19 protein-coding genes, 1 tRNA gene and 1 pseudogene are annotated in these 22,221 nt (G+C 38.8%); 7 read left to right on the top strand and 14 right to left on the bottom strand.

All coding sequences use genetic code 11. The features are described 5' to 3' along the window. Positions 1–62: 62 nt before the first annotated feature. The 12 genes and pseudogenes from tnpB to J5A56_RS00145 all read right to left on the bottom strand — a co-directional run bounded on the left by tnpB (position 63) and on the right by J5A56_RS00145 (position 13,390). On the bottom strand, positions 63–407 hold the full coding sequence (tnpB, locus tag J5A56_RS00200) for an IS66 family insertion sequence element accessory protein TnpB (RefSeq protein WP_211807225.1): 345 nt from the start codon (positions 405–407) through the stop codon (positions 63–65). A gap of 418 nt (positions 408–825) precedes the next feature. Beyond that, complete coding sequence (locus tag J5A56_RS00195) at positions 826–1,107, bottom strand: cupin domain-containing protein (RefSeq protein ID WP_249112036.1); 282 nt, start codon at positions 1,105–1,107, stop codon at positions 826–828. A 174-nt stretch (positions 1,108–1,281) separates the two neighbouring features. Continuing rightward, positions 1,282–2,280 carry a tRNA epoxyqueuosine(34) reductase QueG gene (queG, locus tag J5A56_RS00190; RefSeq protein ID WP_211815449.1) on the bottom strand — a complete coding sequence of 333 codons (999 nt, stop codon included), beginning with the start codon at positions 2,278–2,280 and terminating at the stop codon, positions 1,282–1,284. Between the two features lie 142 nt (positions 2,281–2,422). Next, positions 2,423–3,055, bottom strand: coding sequence for a polysaccharide deacetylase family protein (locus tag J5A56_RS00185; protein WP_021670533.1), 633 nt, complete (start codon positions 3,053–3,055; stop codon positions 2,423–2,425). 210 nt (positions 3,056–3,265) lie between these two features. Further along, entirely contained in the window at positions 3,266–6,586 is a 3,321-nt protein-coding gene (locus J5A56_RS00180; protein WP_021670534.1) for a glycosyltransferase family 117 protein, read from the bottom strand. Positions 6,587–6,974: 388 nt separating this feature from the next. Beyond that, positions 6,975–7,794: pseudogene (locus J5A56_RS13805) on the bottom strand (transposase); the annotation flags it as partial. A 630-nt stretch (positions 7,795–8,424) separates the two neighbouring features. Continuing rightward, positions 8,425–9,417, bottom strand: a complete 993-nt coding sequence (locus tag J5A56_RS00170; RefSeq protein ID WP_036918582.1) for an ISAon1 family transposase — start codon at positions 9,415–9,417, stop codon at positions 8,425–8,427. Then, a complete protein-coding gene (locus J5A56_RS00165) occupies positions 9,383–9,769 on the bottom strand; it encodes an ISAon1 family transposase N-terminal region protein (protein ID WP_021670716.1) in 387 nt (128 codons plus the stop codon). The genes J5A56_RS00170 and J5A56_RS00165 overlap by 35 nt, the downstream gene beginning before the upstream one ends. A 175-nt stretch (positions 9,770–9,944) precedes the next feature. Continuing rightward, positions 9,945–10,017, bottom strand: a tRNA-Lys gene (locus J5A56_RS00160). A gap of 152 nt (positions 10,018–10,169) precedes the next feature. Then, positions 10,170–10,466 (bottom strand): hypothetical protein, encoded by a 297-nt coding sequence (locus tag J5A56_RS00155; protein ID WP_021670715.1) that lies wholly within the window; start codon positions 10,464–10,466, stop codon positions 10,170–10,172. A 226-nt stretch (positions 10,467–10,692) separates the two neighbouring features. Next, positions 10,693–11,940 carry an ABC transporter permease gene (locus tag J5A56_RS00150; protein ID WP_021670714.1) on the bottom strand — a complete coding sequence of 416 codons (1,248 nt, stop codon included), beginning with the start codon at positions 11,938–11,940 and terminating at the stop codon, positions 10,693–10,695. A gap of 244 nt (positions 11,941–12,184) precedes the next feature. Beyond that, positions 12,185–13,390, bottom strand: coding sequence for a pyridoxal phosphate-dependent aminotransferase (locus tag J5A56_RS00145; protein WP_021670713.1), 1,206 nt, complete (start codon positions 13,388–13,390; stop codon positions 12,185–12,187). A 224-nt stretch (positions 13,391–13,614) separates the two neighbouring features. Here J5A56_RS00145 and J5A56_RS00140 point away from each other — a divergent pair, with 224 nt between their 5' ends. Both J5A56_RS00140 and J5A56_RS00135 read left to right on the top strand, forming a co-directional pair. Then, positions 13,615–14,094 (top strand): DUF4494 domain-containing protein, encoded by a 480-nt coding sequence (locus J5A56_RS00140; RefSeq protein WP_021670712.1) that lies wholly within the window; start codon positions 13,615–13,617, stop codon positions 14,092–14,094. Between the two features lie 33 nt (positions 14,095–14,127). Further along, the gene (locus J5A56_RS00135) at positions 14,128–14,799 is read left to right on the top strand and encodes a YggS family pyridoxal phosphate-dependent enzyme (RefSeq protein WP_021670711.1); all 672 of its coding nucleotides are present in this window, start codon (positions 14,128–14,130) and stop codon (positions 14,797–14,799) included. Positions 14,800–14,975: 176 nt separating this feature from the next. On the opposite strand, the gene hisC is transcribed toward J5A56_RS00135, so the two are convergent. Together hisC and J5A56_RS00125 are read right to left on the bottom strand one after the other, a co-directional pair. Continuing rightward, positions 14,976–16,025: a histidinol-phosphate transaminase gene (gene hisC / locus J5A56_RS00130; RefSeq protein WP_021670710.1), complete on the bottom strand. Its 1,050-nt coding sequence runs from the start codon at positions 16,023–16,025 to the stop codon at positions 14,976–14,978. Positions 16,026–16,076: 51 nt separating this feature from the next. Further along, entirely contained in the window at positions 16,077–16,799 is a 723-nt protein-coding gene (locus J5A56_RS00125; protein WP_021670709.1) for an RNA methyltransferase, read from the bottom strand. 86 nt (positions 16,800–16,885) lie between these two features. Between J5A56_RS00125 and J5A56_RS00120 the strand changes: the two genes are divergently transcribed. The 5 genes from J5A56_RS00120 (at position 16,886) to smpB (ending at position 22,217) form a co-directional block, all read left to right on the top strand. Next, the gene (locus J5A56_RS00120) at positions 16,886–19,150 is read left to right on the top strand and encodes a BamA/TamA family outer membrane protein (RefSeq protein WP_036918577.1); all 2,265 of its coding nucleotides are present in this window, start codon (positions 16,886–16,888) and stop codon (positions 19,148–19,150) included. Between the two features lie 121 nt (positions 19,151–19,271). Further along, positions 19,272–20,069 (top strand): MBL fold metallo-hydrolase, encoded by a 798-nt coding sequence (locus J5A56_RS00115; protein WP_211815448.1) that lies wholly within the window; start codon positions 19,272–19,274, stop codon positions 20,067–20,069. Between the two features lie 206 nt (positions 20,070–20,275). After that, positions 20,276–20,440, top strand: coding sequence for a rubredoxin (gene rd, locus J5A56_RS00110; protein ID WP_021670706.1), 165 nt, complete (start codon positions 20,276–20,278; stop codon positions 20,438–20,440). 794 nt (positions 20,441–21,234) lie between these two features. After that, positions 21,235–21,738 (top strand): DMP19 family protein, encoded by a 504-nt coding sequence (locus J5A56_RS00105; RefSeq protein WP_021670705.1) that lies wholly within the window; start codon positions 21,235–21,237, stop codon positions 21,736–21,738. Continuing rightward, a complete protein-coding gene (smpB, locus tag J5A56_RS00100; RefSeq protein WP_021670704.1) occupies positions 21,738–22,217 on the top strand; it encodes an SsrA-binding protein SmpB in 480 nt (159 codons plus the stop codon). Before J5A56_RS00105 ends, smpB begins: the two co-directional genes overlap by 1 nt. The last annotated feature ends 4 nt before the right edge of the window (positions 22,218–22,221 follow it).

Raw genomic sequence — 22,221 nt, 5'->3', positions numbered from 1 at the left:
AGAAAACCAGTTATTTATATGATACAAAGGTACGAAAAATATATGGATTTTGCAAGAAATTTCTAAGGTTTATTGTAACGTTTTCTTCGATAACAATGAGGATTTATACCTTCTATATAAAGGACCAATTCATCCCATCGAAGTTCATAAAATCCCTTGGTTTGCTGCATGATTTTACCACTTAAACAACCCTGTGCCATCTGCTTGTGGTATACGACAAAACCACATCGTTCCCAATGAAGCAGCTTGATACGATTGCGAGAACGATTATAGAACACATAAACACAACCATCAGATGGATTAAAATCGTTACCACGGACGAATTGACATAATCGAAGCATCCCCTGGCGCATATCCACAGGAGAACAACAAACCCGATAAACATTTGTTTCATTCAGTGCAAACATCTTTTTTGTGCAAAGGTAGCAACAATGCGGTATCCACAAAAGACGGTGAATTTTGGATGCTTACGAATAAACAGGAGGTGTGTAGAAGCTTGTTTAGCTCAAACTCCTTTATATTTGTAGATTAATCCGTCTTCATCTGTTCAGCCATAAAGCCATTAAACACAGGAACGCTGGCAAGGAAAAACTCTTCACCCACACGATTCGTTATAGAATCGTTAACATGAAAACGAGTTTACAAGTTGTGTGATAAATAGTCGTTGATCCTCTTAATCACTTCAACTTGTCAACTCGTTTGCTTTTCTTAATTTATTTGTCAACTCGTTTCCTGTCAACTCGCCTATATTCAACTTGTCAACTCGTCTACATTTAATTTGTCAACTCGTTCACTTGTCAACTTGTCAACTTGTCAACAAAATCCTTACCCCCTAATCATTGTTATTATCATCTTGAATCTTTCTGGTGCATTTACAGAATGAGGTGCTCCACTCGGGATGATGAAGCTCTCGCCGGCACTTATGACATGTTTTATATTCTCAACTGTCAGTTCCATCTTTCCATCTACAACTTGAATGAAGGCATCGAATGGTGCGGTGTGTTCTGAGAGTCCCTGACCAGCATCAAAACTGAATAAGGTAACACTTCCTGCATTGCTGTGTACCAATTCCTTACTTACTACACCACCTTCTGCATAGTCAATCACATTGTTTGAGGTGAAAATAACTCCTTTTCTACTTTAGCCATGCTCTTATCTTCTTTATTTAATTTGTAATACTTTGTTTATCTTTCTATTGTATGTATTACAAAGTCGATGCCAAATTAGAAAGTGGGAACAAATGTTACTCTTTAATTAATTTGTATCGTAGCTATTTGATGCTTACAATTTACATTTTGTTACGGTAATATTTCGTTTTAGTCCATCATATTTGACACGCTTCACAGCTGAACCTTTGAAAAGGCGTTGATAATCTTCGACGGTGAGATTATGCCACTTTTCCTTGCTCATGCTGAGAAGTTCTGGTTTAGGTTGGAGTGCAGGCTCAGTGTTGGGAGTAGCAAAGCGGTTCCATGGACAAGCTGTTTGGCATCGATCACAACCATAGATGGTATTACCCATATTGTTTTTTGCTTCATCAGACAATTCTCCTCGGTTTTCAATTAACTGATAGGATAGACAGCGTTCGGCATGGAAGTCCTCATTCGGAATGATGGCTTGGGTAGGGCAGGCATCTATACAACGATGACAGTTTCCACAGCGATTCGACATTGGTTCATCATAAACATCAGCTTCATAAGGTAAGAATATCTCCCCCAAGAAGAACATTGAACCAGCATGTGGGATAATAAGTTGATGATTACGTCCAATCCAACCAAGTCCAGCTTTCTGTGCCCAGTAACGTTCAAGTACTGGAGCTGTGTCACAGAAACAGCGTATTGATGGTTCTTCTCCATTTTCTTTTGATGGAAGCTGCCATCGCTCTGTTATCTTTATAGCCAACTCCCTCATCTTTTGTTTCATCAAGTCATGGTAATCTTGACCGAGTGCGTAGGCTGCAATCTGGTATTCACCTTCAGGTATTTGTTGAGCAGGAGCATAGTTAAGAGCAAGTGAAATAATGCTTCGTACGCCAGGAACAAGGAGTCGTGGATCAAGACGTTTTTCTAAATAATTTGACATATACGCCATGGAAGCCTCTTCTCCATTTTCCAACCATCTTCGATATTTTTGTGCTATCGCTTCATCAACAGGTGCTGCCTTCGCTATGCCACAAGCAAAGAACCCCATATCTTGAGCTAAGGACTTGATCGTTGCTGATTGAACAGTAGCAAAATCTTCCTCATGGATGTTAGAGCTGTTGGCGTTTGTTGATGTCATACGATGAGGTTAAAAGTTTTAATGTAATCGCATTAACTGGTACTGTGAAGTATATGACTTGATACCCATGGTTATACTCCATGTTATACCATAAGATGTTATTCTTTTATTTCAAATATTATTGAGGTGTATCAATTTCTTCTTAAAAAGTTTCTGCAGGGTCATCAGGGAAAACCTTGAATTCATAACCTTGGTCTTTAAGCCATTGCAAAGACTCTGGTAGTGCAGTGCGAAGCTTATCAATACTCTTGAGTGAATCATGAAAAGTAATGATAGAGCCATTACGTGAGTATTTCTTAATATTGTTTACCACGTCTGCTGCTGTCAACCATTTGGAATAATCACGTGTTACAAGATCCCACATTACAACACGATAATTCTGTTTTACCCACCAATAAACTGTATGACGTAACCATCCATGTGGAGGACGGAAGTATGGTGAATTGAGTAGTGCATCAGCTTTGGTTACATCTACAGCATAGGTCAATGTCCAATGTCTGAAAGAACCAAGGTGATGATAGGTGTGATTACCTACTTTGTGTCCACGACGAATAACCTCCTCATATATCTCTGGATGTTTTCTTACATTATCAGCAACCATGAAAAACATGGCCTTTGCATTGAATTGGTCAAGTGTGTCAAGAATAAAAGGTGTTGCCTCAGGTATTGGTCCATCATCAAATGTGAGATAGACAGAATGTTCGTTCTTGTCCATACGCCAAAGAGCGTGTGGATAAAAGATACGTAACCAGCGTGCAGGTTGTTCTATTAGCATATTATTCGATGTGTCCCTAATATCTTCTCAAAGATTGAGAAAGAAATTATTTGTTGATTATTACTATTCTAATTTATCCAGTTAATGTACCCATTAGACTAAGGTTATATCTGGATAGTGTAAAACAAAAAGCCAGAGTTTGGTAGTCTTTTAAGACAACCAGATTCTGGCTTTTAGTTTTAATTATCTATTATGAGGATTATTGTAATCCTACATCAATGCGCCACCTTTGCTTTGAAACCTTGTAAAGAGATTGTTCAACTGATCTGCATGTTTATTCGCCCATGTACGATCACTTTGTTCGTTCTCATTAACAAGATTCATCATTATCTGGAAATTCATTTTGCATGATCCTTGGGTCATATTGAAGAGACGAGGATTAAGACTCAGATAGTAGTTAACATACTGAAGTGAAATCTTCCACAACGCATCATATAACTGACGTGCCTTTGCTTTCTGTCCCAGCAATGCGTATGCACGTGCCATCTCACCAGAACCGCTCATGTAGCTAATTGGAACATTATAGGTTGGTATTTCCTTCTCAGCCTTCTGCAAAACCTTCAACGCCTTAGTTTTTTCTCCCTTTGTAATAAGGTGGAGTGCAAGGTCAGCCATCTCACGACGATGCGTATAACACATACGAGCTACAGTTTCATCAATATAGAGTCCTGGTCGGTTAAGACCGCCCCACTTAAAGCGCTTCATCATTACATCGTATGTCTTCTCTGTGTCGAAGTTACGCATGTTGATACCAGTCGTATTTGCTTTATCCTCTGTTGAGAATGGAGTGATACGATTTACAAGACCCTCTTGAACAAAATTCTCTCCTAAGTTCATAAAGTTCTCCGCACCAACAGTGATTGCTACATACAGAGGTCGAGTCCAATTACAATTAGCAATCATTTCAAGCATCATCAAGTCGTTCTTGTACAATGCCTGCTTTCTTGCCAATGAGATAGCCATACGATCTGGAATAGAATTACCAGGACGCATCATACCACTACGACGAACGGCCTCCTTGTCGATTGTCATGTAGATGGTATCAGTAGGAATAATATGATTTTCTGTATTCTTTGAGCGTACCCAATACTTGAGAATATTCTTCAATTCAAATGGGTCGTCACCAAACTGTGCCTTTGCTGCAGCTGGGTCTTGCTTATAGAAGTCTCGAATCTGCTGCTTAAACTCTGGTGCAACTTGTACATATTCATTTGTACCACTTACATAGTCAAGGCGTGGCCACGAAATAGGTACACTTGGTGAGTTGTATGCAGGACGACGCATCTGGTCGATATACCAGTCTGTCTGCAGATAAGAAAGGTTGCAGACACGTGAATCTATGCGTACTCCTTCAACCTCTTGGTTGTACCAAAGTGGGAAAGTGTCATTATCACCATTTGTGAAGATAATTGGATTACCCTTCTGCTGCAATGAATTAAGGTAATTCTGACCGAAATCACGACATGCATATCGGTCTGAACGATCGTGGTCGTCCCATGTCTGAGATGCCATCTGAATAGGAACAAACAGACAGGCAAGTGAAATGGCAGAGGCTGAAAGTACGGGTGCAACCTTTAACTTACGTGCCCAGTCATAGAGTGCCAATACACCCAAACCACACCATATTGCGTATGCGTAGAATGAGCCAGCATAAGCATAGTCACGCTCACGTGGCTGACTTGGGGTTTGGTTCAGATAGATAACGATAGCAAGACCAGTCATAAAGAATAAGAAGAATACAACCCAAAACTGCTGTATACCACGCTTTCCACGCCATGCCTGCCAGAAAAGACCTATTAGACCGAGCAATAAAGGTAGACAGTAGAAGACATTGTGTCCTTTATTTGCTTTTAACTCATCTGGTAACAAGTTTTGATCGCCATAGAGTGCGTTATCAATGAATGAGATACCAGTAATCCAATTACCATGCTCTGGCTCACCATTGCCTTGTATGTCGTTCTGTCGACCAGCAAAGTTCCACATAAAGTAACGCCAGTACATGAAGTTACATTGGTAAGAAAGGAAGAACTTCATGTTCTCCAATTGTGTAGGCATCTTTACGCCATCAACATCATGACCAGTAATACCGCCCATCCACTGTTCGTATTGATCTGCAGAACCTGGGTTGTACATACGTGGGAAAAACATATTCTGCTCAAACACCTGTGTAGCCTTATGACGTACAATGAAGTAAGAGTCCTTCTCATCCTTAGATGCTTTTTCCTTACGCTCATAAACTGGTGCCCCCTCATCAAACTTATAGTGCATACCATCTTCTGCAACTGCTGGCTGACTTGAGTATGCCTGACCGTAGAGTAATGGACGATCACCATACTGGTCACGACTCAGATAACTACCCAAAGTAAAGATATCCTCTGGTGAGTTCTGATCCATTGGTGGATTGGCTGTTGAGCGTATAACGATTACAGCATATGAAGAGTAGCCGATAAACAACATCAGCATACAAAGTAAAGCTGTGTTCTTAATGCGTGAAGATACAAGTGCAACACGCTGCTTCTTACCATCTTTGTTGAATGGACGCTGCCACTGAAGCAGTACGTAAACGAGTGCAAGTACGACAAGTCCAGTAAAGAATGCTGCCCAGCCATAGCCATAGAATGGAATACCAATCAGTCCCAATGCAGCCAAGAATGCTATATTCTGACGGCGTGGACTCTTGTTCTGATATGTCTCATAAATACCCCAAATGAAGGAAGCAATGAGTAAGGCAATATAAATAATAGTACCAGTATTGAATGGCATGCCAAGTGTATTCGTAAAGAACAACTCAAACCATCCACCTACAGTAATAATACCTGGAACAACACCATAAAGAACGGCCGCAACGAGAATCACTGAGAGGAGCAAAGCAAATAGTGAACCTTTTAGGTTTGCATCAGGCACCTTCTTATAATAGTAAACCAGTGCAATGGCTGGAATACAAAGGAGGTTGAGAAGGTGCACACCAATAGATAGACCTGTCATATAGGTAATCAGTACCAACCAACGGTCAGAATGAGGTCTGTCAGCATTATCTTCCCATTTCAAGATAAGCCAGAACACAACAGCGGTAAAGGCTGAAGAGTAGGCATATACCTCTCCCTCAACTGCTGAGAACCAGAAAGTATCACTGAAAGTATAAATCAGTGCACCAACCAGACCTGCACCTTCGATGGCTATAGTTTTTGCAAGTGAAGGAGCTTCACCGTCACGCACAATCAGTCGACGTGAGAGGTGGGTGATGGTCCAAAAAAGGAACATGATACACGTTGCCGAAAGCAATGCGCTCATGGTGTTGACCATACGTGCTACCTCTGTTGGGTCGCTCGCAAAATGTGAGAAGAGATTGGCTGTAAGCATAAAGAATGGTGCCCCAGGAGGGTGACCAATCTCCAGTTTATACCCTGTTGTAATGAATTCGGGACAGTCCCAAAAGCTGGCTGTCGGTTCAATTGTGGAACAATAGACGAAAGCTGCAATAAAAAATGCAAGCCATCCGACGATGTTGTCCACCAGTCTGAATTGTTTCATTATACGATTAGAATTTACTGTCCACTCATCTTTGTTGGATAAGCAGAGATTTTTTATTTCGAAATAATTGCTGCAAAGGTAATAATATTAATTATAACAACAGAATGACAAAAGAGAAATTATAATAAAAAGTATCGAACCTTAATTCCGCAGCACTTTTTCTTGTGAGATAACTTAATGTGTTGAGATATCTTTTTTGCTTCTACATGTGATAAGAAGCGAGCTTAGGCTGGAATTTGCCCTTGCAGGCGCATAAAATCCTTCACTCAAGCCAATGGAGAAATGAATGCCACAAAGAAATGCTGTTTATTCAAGGAAAACTTCAGAGTAGTATGCTTTATTGGTATAAAGGTTTAGAACGTTCTGCCTTCCTGTGCGCACCCATTTCGCTGGCACACTGACAAAATTCATAACCAACCTCAACGCTCTTCCATTCTTCCAGCTGGCAGAACTCCTCGTGTCGGGTGCTACAGTTGGCAGCACGTATATAGAATGTGTTACAGCATTGCTCTACGGTTTGGATAATTTCCTTTGAGAACGACCCACAGTCGGCACGGAAACGCTCTATTGTCACACCAAGTTCTGAGATTACTCGGTCCATAATGCGACGAAGCGTGTCTTCCTGATGAAATTTCACATTGGTGTTTCCATCACGATTCTCACCTCCAACGATAATGCCCCCCAATGGAAGCCCAACCAGGGAAGTAGCCAAAATCCTGTTTGTAAGAATACTTTGCATCGAACTTGTGGGCAGGAATAAACTGATGATCAAAGTCCAAGTCAACATGGCTGCCTACCTTTATAAGCCCCATCTGTCGTATCATTCGCAGAAGTAAGGTGTTCCGTTTCTCTGCTGCATTGAAGCTATACGACTTCCCAGAGATCTCGCTCTTATAGACGATATTCTCTTCGGCAAGTTCCTTAAGTCCACGTCCTACAGTGTCGGCACCAGGCAGTTGCGTGCCAGGTCTCTGCCTGAACTGCCCTATAAGCGCATTGATATCCTCAAGACATTCTCCACCACAAAGGTAACTGAAGAAGAGAGAACCGAAAATGTTTCCATGACTAAAAGCCTTATCGCTACACCCACATTTGCCCAAGACAGATTCTGTAAGTTTTTCAAAGCCCAACTTTGAAAATACGTCCATAATATGATAAATTCCACCGAAAGAAGTGATATTCTCGTTTTTAATTGCTATCTTTGTCATGTCACTTGTTTTGCTTGCTTTTTATTTAACAGCACTATGTTAGGTGAAATTTCTGACATATCCAAGTGTTTTGAAGACTTTGTCACTCAGGCACTTGGGTTTCTTATAAGATTTTGTTCTGCGGAATTAAGGTATAACAAGATAGTTGGGAGATAAATGTATGGATTCCAAGATAAAAATGATAATTTTATTTGTAGTTCTTTTCGTCTTCGGTGATTGTACCTCAGAAATTAGGTACAATAGTCAAATACCAAACTATGATTATCGACAATTTGATGGAGTGTTAATCTATAATAGAGATTTTGATACTATAATTTTTGAATTATATAGGATAAAAGGGAGCGGTCTCGTTTTTGTAGATAATAATCTCAAAATTAAAAAAAAACCGAGTAATTATATGTTGAAGGACAAAGAGATAATTACCTTAATCAAGGTGTATAAAAGGTTAAATTTATCATATTGTCGTATTGATTATGGTAAAATAATAAGAGTCATATCTAATGGCACAGATTATATTAAAATAAACAAACACTATACTGATAAAGTATATCTTTTTAATGAGCACAAACAAGAATATAAATATATAGGAAATGATTGGTATGTTAAATAGGAATCGGGGACAGTAGATATTCAGTGTGGATACGCATATAGTTTAGCAAGTCTAAAAAGAAAGAAACTTTTATCTACAACCCCTCTTAAGTTAGCCCTAAATAGTTTTATTTTCGCATTGAAGGATTCAGCTGCAGCGTTTGTAGACCTGTTAATATAAAAGTTAAGTATGTCATCGTAATGCTCGTAGAAAGTTGCGGCAATGACATTAAAGGAATGAAAGCCTGCTTCTTCAACCTTATTATACCATTTTGCCAATGATAGTCTGGCTGCATCTTTGATAGTATTCTTAGCAAAAATCATTCTTAGCGAATGTGATAAGCCGTAAGCCTTCTTAATGTCAGGATATTCTCTAAATAGTATCTTGGCTCTTAGCTTCTGCTCATCAGTCCATTTCTCTGATGATTTAAATAACAGATACCTGCTTCTTACCAGCAGTTCACTACGTGTATCTCCATTCTCAAAAGTCACAGGTTGATAGGGTCTGTTTTCTAACTTTGCATTCTCTTTCTCGTCATTTGCTTGCTGTAAGGCAGACCAGCGGTGCTCTATTCTCATCTGTTGCACGGCATCACTTGCAAGTTTCTGTATATGAAAGCGATCAACAACTCGTTTAGCTTTGGGAAAACAATGTCTTACTATCTTACGCATACTATCGGATAAGTCCAAGGTGACCTCTTCTACTTCTTCCCGCTTCTTTTCATCTATCTTATCCAACACTTTGCAGACATCCAAAGACTTGGTTCCTGCAACAATTGCTACAAGACATCTTTCCCTGCCATGTTTATCCCTATTAGTCACAATCGTATAGAGTTCACCATTGGACAAGGATGTCTCGTCTATAGCTAAGTTTTTGCCAATATTATCCTCAAAGAGAAGCCACTTCTGTGCATGAGGCAACTGCTCCCAGGACCTGTAACCGCTTAATGTTTCCTTATATTGTTTCTCAAAACTATGTCCATTGATATGATAGAATTCCTCAAGTGTACGGCAGGTCACTGGGGATGTCTCCATACGTTTCTTTTAAAAAAGCTCCGAACTCTTTGGAATAACGAACCCCGGAGGCTGTAATATCAATCTGCAAGGGAAGAGAGAAACTCTTACCCGTACGAATATCTACCCATCGACGTCTACGAAGAACCAATATGACCTTATGGTCCCGAATCGGGAAGTCTGTCACTTCGACAGCAGCCATAAAACCTTTAGATTCAAAATGAAGATCATCGGAAAGTTCTTTCTCCATCTTCTCATCAAGATAAATGCGTAACAAAGAACTATTAGACTCTATATTAACAATAGAGAAATAATGTAAGACATCGCCTGGTAAAACGAATTCGGCTAATTGATATAGGTATTTTTCTTCCATAATACAAAGGAAAGAAAAATATATTAATTAAGAAAATTTCCACACCTCTTTTCTACTGAGCCAGGAATCGCCGTATGCGGAACCGCATGTACGGTGGTGTGAGAGGTTGGTAAACGTGAAGATAGGAGATAAACACCTATAATTAGCGTTTACCTCCTACTCGATTTGCACTCAGTGATTCGCATGGGGCTCGAACCCATGACCCCAACATTAAAAGTGTTGTGCTCTACCAGCTGAGCTAGCGAATCTCCCTATGCTTTTGTAAAGCGAGTGCAAAGGTAATAAGATTTTCTGATTATTCCAAACTTTTTATAACTTTTCTTTTTCTTTTTCGCTAAGGCATGCATGAACAAAGGGATAAATGAGGTTTTAATGTGATGTTTTTGTGGAATTATAGACATTAAGTCATAGCGTTTGTTATCAAAAATATCAGTAACCTGTGCGCTACGTCCCTGTTTCTTTTTGTACCATCGGCACATCCGTGACATTGCTTTTGTCTACGTTCTCCGCTCTGTAAGCTGATTGATGACTTTAGTCTGTTACCACTAATCCACTTTTGAGCGAGTGAATAGTAAATAGGTGAGACTTCTACATCAGTAATTTCTAATTCAAAATCACAATCATTATACCCTGCATAATAGTAGTTTACAGCTTTATATTTTACTTGTTCACCAAAGTCTGCCTTTGAAAAGCCCATTGGTTTCAGGATTTTTGAATATATTCCGTGTTGTTTGCGATATGGCTGTGACCCTTCTACAAGTTCGTTTCCCCGTTGTTTTTCTATATATTTGCTATGTAAACGTCATACACAAGGATTACTTTGCGAGGTAGTGAATTGTCAAAAAATCCCTATGATGTTAGATCTATAAACAACAAGTCGTTTTCCTTTCATAATTTCACACCAAAATGCAGACGATAATGGTTTACTCGTAGTGCATTGACTTAGCTGGATGAATACGACTGATGAGATAGCTTGGCGCAATCAGAACAGCTATACATACCAACATAGTCGCAAGGTTCAGACCAATGATAAGGAGGATGTCTATTTCTACTGGCACAGTACTTACATAATAAGTCTGTGGGTCAAGCTTAATAAGACCAGTCCACTTCTGTAAGAAGATAATACCCAATCCTATGAAATTGCCTATAAGCAAACCTCTACCAATAATAAAGGTAGCAAACCAAAGGAAAATATGGCGTATCTGACGATTACGAGATCCGAGTGCCTTCAATATACCAATCATCTGAGTACGCTCCAGAATGATAATCAACAGACCCGATATCATCGAAACCCCAGCTACGGCTATCATCAATGCAAGGATTATCCATACGTTCAAATCCATTAGATCGAGCCAAGAGAATATCTGTGGATTTTGCTCAATGATGCTCTCTGCAGAGTAAGTCTCGCCATAATGGTCAATTGTATTCTTGATTTTGCTAAGCACATGGTATGTAATGGTATTAAGCTGTGAAAAGTCGTTCACCAACAGTTCTGCTCCACTACATTGGTCAGACTCCCAACCATTAAGCTTATTAGTGGTATAAAGATCTGTGAAACAAATCTGTGAATCAAATTGCTTCATGTTTGTTTCATAGATACCAGCGATAGTAAACTTACGTGTACGAACACCCTCTTCGTTAATAAAGTAAGCAAAAAGACGTTGTCCAACTTTTAGGTTAAGTTTATCAGCAATAGTCTTAGAGATAACCAATTTCTGTTGATTTTCTGTGTCAGAAAAGCGAGGAAGACTCCCTTCAACCATATTATTATGAATAAAAGTAGAGTCAAAGTCTGGTCCAACTCCTTTCAACATGACACCCAGAAAATCATTATCGGTCTTCAATATGCCTTGAGTATACGCATAACGCTGTACATGTTTTACTCCGGGAACAGCCTTTAATTGCTTTACAAGTGAGTCATTTACCACAATTGGATATTGCTCGGAACTCTGCAGGGTTAGGAAATTGGCAACAGTTATATTACTACCAAAGCCTACCACCTTATCACGGATGGAATGTTTAAAGCCCAATACAACACATACTGATACTATCATCACTGCCAAACCGATTGCAACACCTACTGTAGCAATGGTAATAGCGGGCTTTGACACCTTTCGAGTTTTGTCTCCTCCGTTATATATCTTACGAGCAATAAAAAGCGGATAGTTCATTATTTTAATTTATAATTCAAAATTCAGAATTCATAATTATGATTACCATCATACTGTATGGCTGAATAATCTATTCCAATAGCTTAATTATACAACAAATTTCTTATTCTTTGTTTACAACTATATGCCTATCTCTTGTTAGAAAAATACATCTTAATCTATTTGAGAAGACCCTTTTAAGCAACAAACATAAGTAATCATAATTATGAATTCTGAATCATGAATTGTGAATTATAAATTGACTTTATTCTTCTTCAACACGTCCCGGATAAACCTCCAAAGCCTTTTGAAGAACTATCAGAGCACGTTGCAAATCTTCACGTTTGAGTACGTAAGCGATGCGAACTTGATTACGACCAGCACCAGGTGTTGTGTAGAAACCACTGGCTGGTGCCATCATAACTGTTTCGCCTTCATAGCTGAACTCTTCCAAGCACCAGCGACAGAACTTGTCAGAATCGTCAACAGGAAGCTTAGCTACAGTATAAAAGGCTCCCATAGGGATTGGAGAGTAGACACCTGGGATACGGTTCAATCCATCAATGAGACATTTACGACGCTCCACATACTCATCGTAGACATCGCGATAGTAAGATGCTGGGGCATCAAGACTTGCTTCGGCTACAATCTGACCAATCAGTGGGGGAGAGAGACGAGCCTGACAGAACTTCATCACAGCCTTACGTATCTCCTCATTCTTCGTAATCAGTGCACCAATACGAATACCACACTCGCTATAACGCTTTGATACTGAGTCAATAAGTACGGTGTTATTCTCAATTCCCTGCAAGTGCATTGCTGAGATATAAGGCGAGCCAGTATAGATATACTCACGATAAACCTCATCCGAAAAGAGGTAGAGGTCGTACTTCTTGACAAGGTCGCGAATCTGATTCATCTCTCTTCTTGTATACAGATAACCCGTAGGATTGTTTGGATTACATATCATAATGGCACGAGTCTTCTCATTGATAAGCTCTTCAAACTTTTCAACCTTAGGCAGTGCAAAACCCTCCTCTATAGAGGTTGCTATCGTCTTAATCTTCGCACCTGCTGATATCGCAAATGCCATATAGTTAGCGTATGCAGGTTCTGGGACGATGATTTCATCTCCAGGATTCAGACATGCCATAAAGGAATACAGCACAGCTTCAGAGCCACCAGAAGTAATGATGATGTCATCTGGAGTAACGTTTATGTTAAACTTCTCATAAAAGTTACAGAGTTTTTCTCTATAAGAAAGAAAGCCTTGAGATGGTGAGTACTCTAAAAGTTTACGATCAATCTTTTTCAGTGCGTCCAATCCACATTGCGGTGTTGGAAGATCAGGTTGACCGATATTCAAGTGGTAAACTTTAGTACCACGTTTCTTTGCTTCAACAGCAAGTGGAGCCAATTTTCTGATAGGTGACTCTGGCATTTCAAGTCCACGAACTGATATTTCTGGCATATTGACTTTTTTATTCTCCCGATAATGAATGAGAGTAGAAGATGTCTGCTCTTATATTCTTTACTGTGATGCAAAGGTAGACATTTTTTTTATTTTAACCGCACTTTTATCAGATTAACGCAGAATTTTTACTACTTTTGCACATCTATAAAAATCGCCTAACGCTCTTTGGTTTGTCTTTATCTGATAACTGAAAAGTAAGGCTTAAAACTTAAAAAATAATTATGAGAAGTAGAACGAGCACTTGGTTTGAAACGCGAGTTAGATATGACAAGACTATGGAAGATGGCCAGAACAAGAAAGTCATTGAACAGTATGTGGTTGATGCACTCAGTTTCTCTGAGGCTGAGGAGTTTATCACAGAGGAGATGTCACATTATGTTAGCGGTGAGTTTGACGTGAAAGCTATTTCACCAGCACCATTCGGTGAGATTTTCTTTAGCGATATTGATACTGATGATAAGTGGTTCAAGGCAAAGCTTGCTTTCATCACGTTGGACGAAAAGACAGAAAAGGAGAAGCGCACTTCTGTAACCTATCTTGTTCAGGCTCATTCTGTAAGTGGGGCTGTCAAGCATGTAGATGAGGTGATGGGTTCAACAATGATTGATTATGAGATTGTTGCCATTACTGAAACAAAGATAATGGATGTCTTTGAACATCGTGCTGGAAAGAAGAACGAAAAACCAGAGTTCGAGAAGTAATATAATTCTTTTAGTAGAAAGAAACTTGCAATTATGTTTGATGTAGCAAAGAATTTACACGAGGTGCTTAGGAATCTTCCTGATGGTGTGAAGTTGGTTGCCATCAGTAAGTTTCACCCAAATGAATACTTAGAAGCTGCTTATCGTGAAGGGCAGCGTATCTTTGGTGAGAGTCAGGTACAAGAACTTACACGTAAGGTTGAGACACTTTCAAAAGATATAGAGTGGCACTTTATTGGTCATCTTCAGACCAATAAAGTGAAGTATATTGCACCCTATATTTCTATGATTGAAGCTGTTGACACTTTGAAGTTATTGAAAGAAATCAATAAGCAAGCTGCGAAGTACAACCGTGTTATCAATGTTCTTCTCGAACTTCATATTGCAAAAGAAGAATCTAAATATGGTTTTACTCCAGATGCTTGTCGAGAACTATTAGAGAGTGGCGAATGGAAGCAACTCAAGAATGTACATATCTCGGGATTAATGATGATGGCATCGAATGTAGATGACCGTAATCAGATTAAGAAGGAGATGACAATGGCAGCCGACCTCTTTGATGAACTGAAAGCTAAGTATTTTGCTGATGATCCTGATTTCAAGGAGCGTTCGTGGGGTATGAGTCACGATTACGACATAGCCGTAGAATGTCGTTCAACAATGGTTCGCGTGGGTACAACTATCTTTGGACCACGTGTTTATTAAGTCCTTTTTGCAAGAGTTTTAGCATTTAGCACAATTGGTGTTTACCCACAGCACAATTGGTGCTAACCGTTAGCACTATTTGTGCTTACCATCAGCACCACATCTGATGGATAAGATATTCGACTTATCTAACCATGATGTTCTAATTAAAATGATATCAATTATAAGCAATAAGGTTATTTTGTAGGCTTATAACACCTCAGTATACCAAGAATTTCAGCGTTTTCAGCCTTAGAACCTATTGTTATGCGTAAACAATTGTTGCATAACGATAGGTTAGAACAATTCCTAACTTTAATACCTTTTTCGCACAGATAGTTATATACGCTTTCTGCATCTTTCATCTGAGCTAAGAAGAAATTGGCATTTGATGGATAAACTTTCTCACAACAAGTTAAACTCGCAAAGGCACTTATCATACGCTTGCGTTCTAACAAAAGTATCTTTATCCAATCCTCAATGTCATAGCGGTGCCTAAGAACATCAATAGCTTGTTCTTGTGTTAATTGGTTGATACTGTAAGGACTACTCACCTTGTTGAATACGTTAATGATAGCCTCTTGCGCATAAATCACACCTAAACGAATAGCTGCACTTGCCCATGCCTTAGAGAAAGTGTTGAGTACTATCATGTTAGGAAACTCAGAGACACGTTCTCGAAAGGTTTGTGAACGTGAGAAGTCAGCGTAAGCCTCATCAATGACGACAATACCATTAAACCCTTTCACCACCTTCTCAACCTCTTCTACATTCAGAATATTACCCGTTGGTGTATTAGGAGAGCATAGCCAAATCAGCTTAGTTTGCTTATTACAAGCTCTAAGAAGTTCTGAAGCATTCAACTGAAAATACTCATTCAAAAGTACTGAACGGTATTCAATATCATTTAATCTTGCAAAACGTTTGTATAGTTCGCAAGTCGGTTCTATTGCTACAACATTATCAACCTTTGGCTGACAGAAGATACGATAGCACATGTCTATCGCCTCAGTAGAGCCATTGCTTAAGAAAATTTCCTTAGACGTAACACCTTTTAGCTTTGCCAGTTCTTCCTTCAACTCAATCTGATCGTCAGAAGGATAGCGGTTAAAAGGTTTGTTATATGGATTTTCATTCGCATCAAGCATAATATGTTGAGAATCCCTTACATCTTCTTCAGCTTTTATTTCAGCGCAAGAGATAAGTTCTCTAATATTTGTTCTGACTAATTTTTGTAAGTCTATCATATTACGTTTCTTTGTAGGTTAGTAGTTATTTATTCCCTAAAAAGGTAGCTTTCATCGTCTTCTAAATTCAGCACAAACAATAGATGTTGCAATTGCCACATTCAAAGACTCTGCAGTTTCACGCTCTGGAGGATAGTTTGGAATGAGAAGTTTTCGGTTAATCTTTGTTCTAAGCTGTGGAGAAATACCTTTTCCCTCATTTCCCATTACAATCATTCCGTGATGAGAGAGTTCTTGCTCATAGATATTATTGCCATCAAGTAGGGTAGCATAGATAGGATAGTCAGCAGGGAGTTGATCTATCAAATCATTCAGATTCAGATAATGAAGCTTCACTCTTGCAATACTTCCCATTGTCGCCTGAACAACTTTTGGATTCCAACAGTCTGCCGTTTCATGCGAACAAAAGATATTCTCAATACCAAACCAATCTGCAATGCGAATGATAGTACCAAGGTTGCCAGGGTCTTGTACGCCATCAAGCGCTAAAACAAGATGGTTATCAACCACTTTGTTGAATAAACTTAAGTAATCATTCGGACATTTTAAAGTTACTTCTGGCAACTTGAAAACACCCAAAAGAGGTTGTGGATGTTGTAGGAAAGAAACCTTCTTGATATCTTCTATATCGTCTAATATCTCATCTGCTACAAATCCCTCGTGTAGCAGATCATTGACAACTTTCGGTCCTTCTGCTACAAACAGTCCTACTTTCTCTCTTCCTTTTTTTGTTTCAAGAGAGTGGATAAGCTTTATCTTATTTTTTGATATCACTTCGCAAATTTACAAAAAACTATCCACCCGCTGTCTATTACTTCTTAACTTTTTACTACCTTTGCATAAAATATATTAGGATATCAATGTTATTTTCAAAGTCATATAGATTTCTTACCCTTATCTTCATCGTGATGACTACTCTTGTGGTCATAGCTTGCTCATCAGATAAGTTTGTCCCTGATGGGCAATATCTTTTGGACAAGGTTGAACTGCGTTCTGACAGAAAGGATGTTAACTCTTCGCTTTTGATGCAGTATGTGCGCCAGAAAGGAAACTCACGTTGGTTTTCTCTCTTTAAGATTCCATTAGGAACGTACGCTATGGCAGGACGAGACACAACAAAATGGATTAACCGTACACTCCGAAGAATGGGCGAGGAACCTGTGTTGTACGACTCTGTTCAGGCTCGTCTTTCTTCTGAGGATTTGACTGTTGCAATGCAGAATATGGGTTATATGAATGCTACGGTTGACGTTGATAAGAAGGTTAAAGGTAAGAAACTAACCCTTAATTACCTACTTCATCCTGGTGATCCTTATTTTATTGATCGATTTAATTACGATATTGAGGATTCTGTTATCGAAAAAGTACTTTCTTCTCACCTTAAAACAGATACAAAACGTCCACGCCAGTTTACTGTTACAACATTAGATGACGAACGTAAAAGGCTGACGCACATACTGAATGATTCTGGTTTCTACCGTTTTCATAAGGATTTCATATATTATACTGCCGATTCAACCCAAGGTAAACAGCATGTAAACGTGACGCTACACTTGATGAAATATGTTGAGAATAGCGATGCAGAACCAACACTTCATCCACGTTATATTATCAATAACGTTAATTTTATTCCGGGTGATTCAACAGGTTTTCATCTTAGAAAGGGTGTCTTGGAAGACAATACACTCATAGAAAAGGGTAAATACTTTTCTGCAACAGACTTACAAAAGACTTATAATAACTTCTCTCGCCTTGGCGCAGTACGCTATACAAACATCAATTTTAGGGAAGTGCCTCGCTATGATAGTTTAGTGATAGGTAAGACTTTCACCTATACAACCTCTTCTACGCATTACTTAGATGCAGATATTCAAGTCTCAAACAACAAACCTAATACTATCTCTTTCCAACCAGAAGGAACGAATACAGCTGGAGACTTAGGTGCTGCAGCCGTACTCTCTTATCAGAACAGAAACCTTTTTAGAGGGAGTGAACATTTAAGTGTAGAGTTTCGAGCAGCCTTTGAAGCTATCAAAGGACTTGAGGGCTATAAGAATAGTGATTATGAGGAATATAGTGTACAAGCACATCTGCAGTTCCCTCGCTTCTTAGCTCCATTTATCTCAAAGAACTTTAAAAGAAAGAGCAGTGCCCTGTCAGAAGTATCTGTGGGATGGAACCTACAAAACAGACCAGAGTTCCATCGTCGAGTCTTTTCTTCTGCATGGAAATATCATTGGTCTGACCCAGTTCGTCATCTGACATACGACTTCGATCTTCTTAATCTTAGCTATGTGTATATGCCTTGGATTAGTGAGACCTTTAAGCATGACTACCTCGATAATGCGACAACACGTAATGCGATTTTGCGATATAATTATCAGGATTTGTTTATCTTGCGAACAGGCTTTGGACTGAATTATAGTGGTGCGGACCATGCTTTCAGAGCAAAAGTGGAATTAGCTGGTAATGTGTTGAATGGCTTAAGTGGTATCTTTGATTTCAAGAAAAACAGCGAAGGGAAACGAACACTGTTTAACATAGCCTATGCCCAGTATGCAAAGTTCGACTTTGATTATACAAAAGTATTACGTTTTGACGAGCGTAATTCCTTAGCTTTACATGGAGGCTTGGGTATAGCGATTCCATACGGTAATAGTACAGTACTGCCATTTGAGAAGCGTTACTTCTCTGGTGGTGCTAACTCTGTTCGTGGCTGGAGCGTAAGAGAGTTAGGACCAGGTAAGTTTAAGGGTGTTGATGGTCGAATTGACTTTATTAATCAGACAGGTGATATGAAGCTTGATTTAAATGCAGAGTATCGCACTCATCTCTTTTGGAAACTTGATGCAGCTGCCTTTATAGATGCAGGAAATATCTGGACGTTACGTGATTATGCTGATCAACCAGGAGGACAGTTTCGTTTCAAGGACTTCTATAAGCAGATAGCAGTCGCATACGGTCTTGGTTTACGACTTAATTTCGATTACTTCATCCTTCGTTTTGATGGTGGTATGAAAGCTGTTAATCCTGCTTATACAAGTACGGAGGAGCATTATGCTTTATGGCATCCAAATCTGAAACGTGACTTTACATTCCATTTCGCAGTTGGACTTCCGTTTTGATTGTTTCGTTGATACTTATATGATTAATTATTCCTAAAACAATAGTAATAAAACTGGCAAACGTAAACAATAATTTTGTCTATCAAAATACTTTTGTTACATTTGCCTAAAATAAAATATAATGCTGAAGTTTTTATCTTTTGGCAGTGGTAGTAGTGGAAATTGCTATCTTTTATATACTGACACAGATTGTTTGATGATTGATTGTGGTGTTGGTATTCGTTCATTAAAGAAGCATTTCCAGAACTATGGTCTGCAACTAAATATGGTTCATAATGTGCTTATCACTCATGATCATGCCGATCATGTAAAGTCGGTTGGCTCTATTAGTGGTTATTTACAACTACCAGTATATACAACAGAAGATGTTCATAGGGGAATTAGTCAGAACTGGTGTGTAAGGCGTAAGGTTGATACAAAGTATGTCAGAAACTTGAAAAAGGGCGAAGAAGTTGCTATTGGTGAATTTAAAGTAACACCATTTGAAGTACCTCATGATAGTACAGACTGCGTTGGTTATTCGGTAGAGTATGAAGGAATCCGATTTACATTAATCACTGATTGTGGACATATCACAGATGAGATTGCACGGTTTATTTCTATTTCTAATTACTTGGTAATAGAGGCAAACCATGAACCAGAGAAGTTAGCTGCTGGTCCATATCCACGTCATTTAAAGGAGCGTATCAGTGGACCTAACGGTCATCTTAGTAATGAGGCTTGTGCGAAAGCACTCGTCGAGAATGCTTCTCCTGCTTTACGCCATGTATGGTTATGCCATCTGAGTGACGAAAATAATCATCCCGAATTAGCTAAAAAGACGATAGAAGCCGTATTGCGTGATAGTGGAATTATTATCGGAAAGGAATTTATGCTTGATGTTTTGAAACGAAAATACCAAGTGAAGTATGCGTATTAAATCTTTAAGGATATTTTGTTCTTAGTGTGTGCGGATGATGTATTTAGTTGTAAATCAATATATTTTGCAGCTATTGGTAACGTTAAAGTATAATGGGGATAGCATTTTTTAACTATTAAGTTGTGTAATTATTACAAAATACTTGTAACTTTGCAAGCGATATAATTCAAATTAAAAACATTTTTAACATTATAAACAGAAACATTATGAAGAAGTACGAGTGCGAGACATGTGGTTATATTTATGACCCGGAGCTTGGTGATCCAGATAGCGGCATTGAGCCAGGTACAGCATTTGAGGATATTCCAGATGATTGGGTTTGCCCTCTTTGCGGTGTAGGTAAGGATGATTTCAAGCCTGTAGACGAGTAATTGATTTACAACTATAGAATTAAAGCCTGCTCATTCAATTGAGTGGGCTTTTTCCATTACTATATAAAGTCGAAACGCAAAAGCTAAATAGGGAAAAGAACATGATAACATCCCAAAATTGTGTTAAGCTAATATATATTCTGAGGAATGATTAAAAGTGGAGAAAGCAGTCAGGATAGTTCTTTTAATAGTTTACTTTCGTGCATCTTTGTAATATTTTTCCTAAACTCGTTTTTAAAAGAGGCTTAATAGCACGGTAACTAAGGCTTAATTGCCTTGCTAAAGATGCCCAATTGAAGGCTAACTAACGCCCTTTAAGAGCTCAATTAAGCACCTTTTATTTTTGTGTTATCATAACGCCTTGACTTACTGTATATTATACAGATTCTTAAGATACGGTTTTTTAGCTTTTTCTTAAGCGAAAAACAGCTCAAAAGTGTAAATATATTTCACAGCTTACATGCTCAGATTTGTTGCTAAGAATTTGTTCAATAAAGCATAGAGAAGTATTGAAAAATCTCCGATAAAATTTCCTTTACATGCTCGTATGTAGGCTGATACGAAAGAAATAGTGCTTCATAAAGACTTAATCGAGAAAAAAAAGTTATCTTTGCAGAAGCTAAGCTGCACTCGGCAAATTAGAAGCAAGCTTCTTTTGCGCTCGTTTGCATTATCTTTGCAAAAGATAAGTTGCACTCGACAAATTAGAAGTGAGCTACATTTAGCAGTTTGAGAATTCTTTTCTCTGCTGATGCTTGTCTAACGTTTACAATAGAAAAACAAAAGATATAACAATGATTGACGTCAAAGTAAAAGATAACGATATACGCAAAGCCGTTGAAAAAGGAATGGACAGTTTTGTTCAGGTCTTTGTTGATGTCATCGGTAATGCAATAGATAATAAGCTGACATTGGAGACGATGCAGCAGCTTAATTCTGACCAGATAACACTGTTGGCATGGAGTTATCTTCATCAGGAGGTGATGGATGGTGGTTATGTCCAGTTGATTTACAATGGTTATGGTGCATTTATTTTTAAGAATCCGTTTGCCGTTGCTATGCGCAACTGGGGGATTCGTGAACTATACACACATGTCCGGCACAGTAAAAAGTATTACGAAAAGTATCACGAAGCAATTGAGGCTGTAGAATCTGATGAAGACTTTATGGCTCTATATGAGCAGATGCCAGAATTTGACGAGTTTGATGATGAATTTGTGGTCAATGAGGAACGTTGGACTGCAATGATCGCAGCCTATATTGATGACCATATTGAGAATTTTGCAACAATTGAATAATGAATAAAGAACAACAAGAAAAAAGAAAGAAATCACCTGTACAGATTAGAAACAAGAAAGCTTCTTTTGAGTATTTCTTTGTTGATACTTTCACGGCAGGGATAGTCCTCACTGGTACAGAGATTAAGTCTATCCGTGCTGGTAAGGCTTCGTTGGTTGATTCTTATTGTTATATAACAAAGGGTGAAATGTGGGTACAAGGGATGAATATATCACCATACTTCTATGGTTCCTATGCTAATCATGAAGCGAAACGTCCACGAAAACTCCTGTTAACACGCAAAGAAATACGCAACCTTGAAGCTGAGTCGAAGACGCCAGGTTACACAATTATTCCAACACTTATCTTTATAGATGAAAACGGACGGGCAAAGGTTGACATAGCATTGGCTAAGGGTAAGAAAGAATACGACAAACGACAAACACTAAAAGAAAAAGAAGACCGTCGAGAGATGGACCGGGCAAGGAAACACTATTAAGTAA

Origin of the sequence: Prevotella melaninogenica (assembly GCF_018128065.1) — a bacterium.
GTDB lineage: Bacteria > Bacteroidota > Bacteroidia > Bacteroidales > Bacteroidaceae > Prevotella.
The sequence above is the reverse complement of the archived record's forward strand: the minus strand, read 5'-3'. Positions and strand labels throughout refer to the sequence as shown.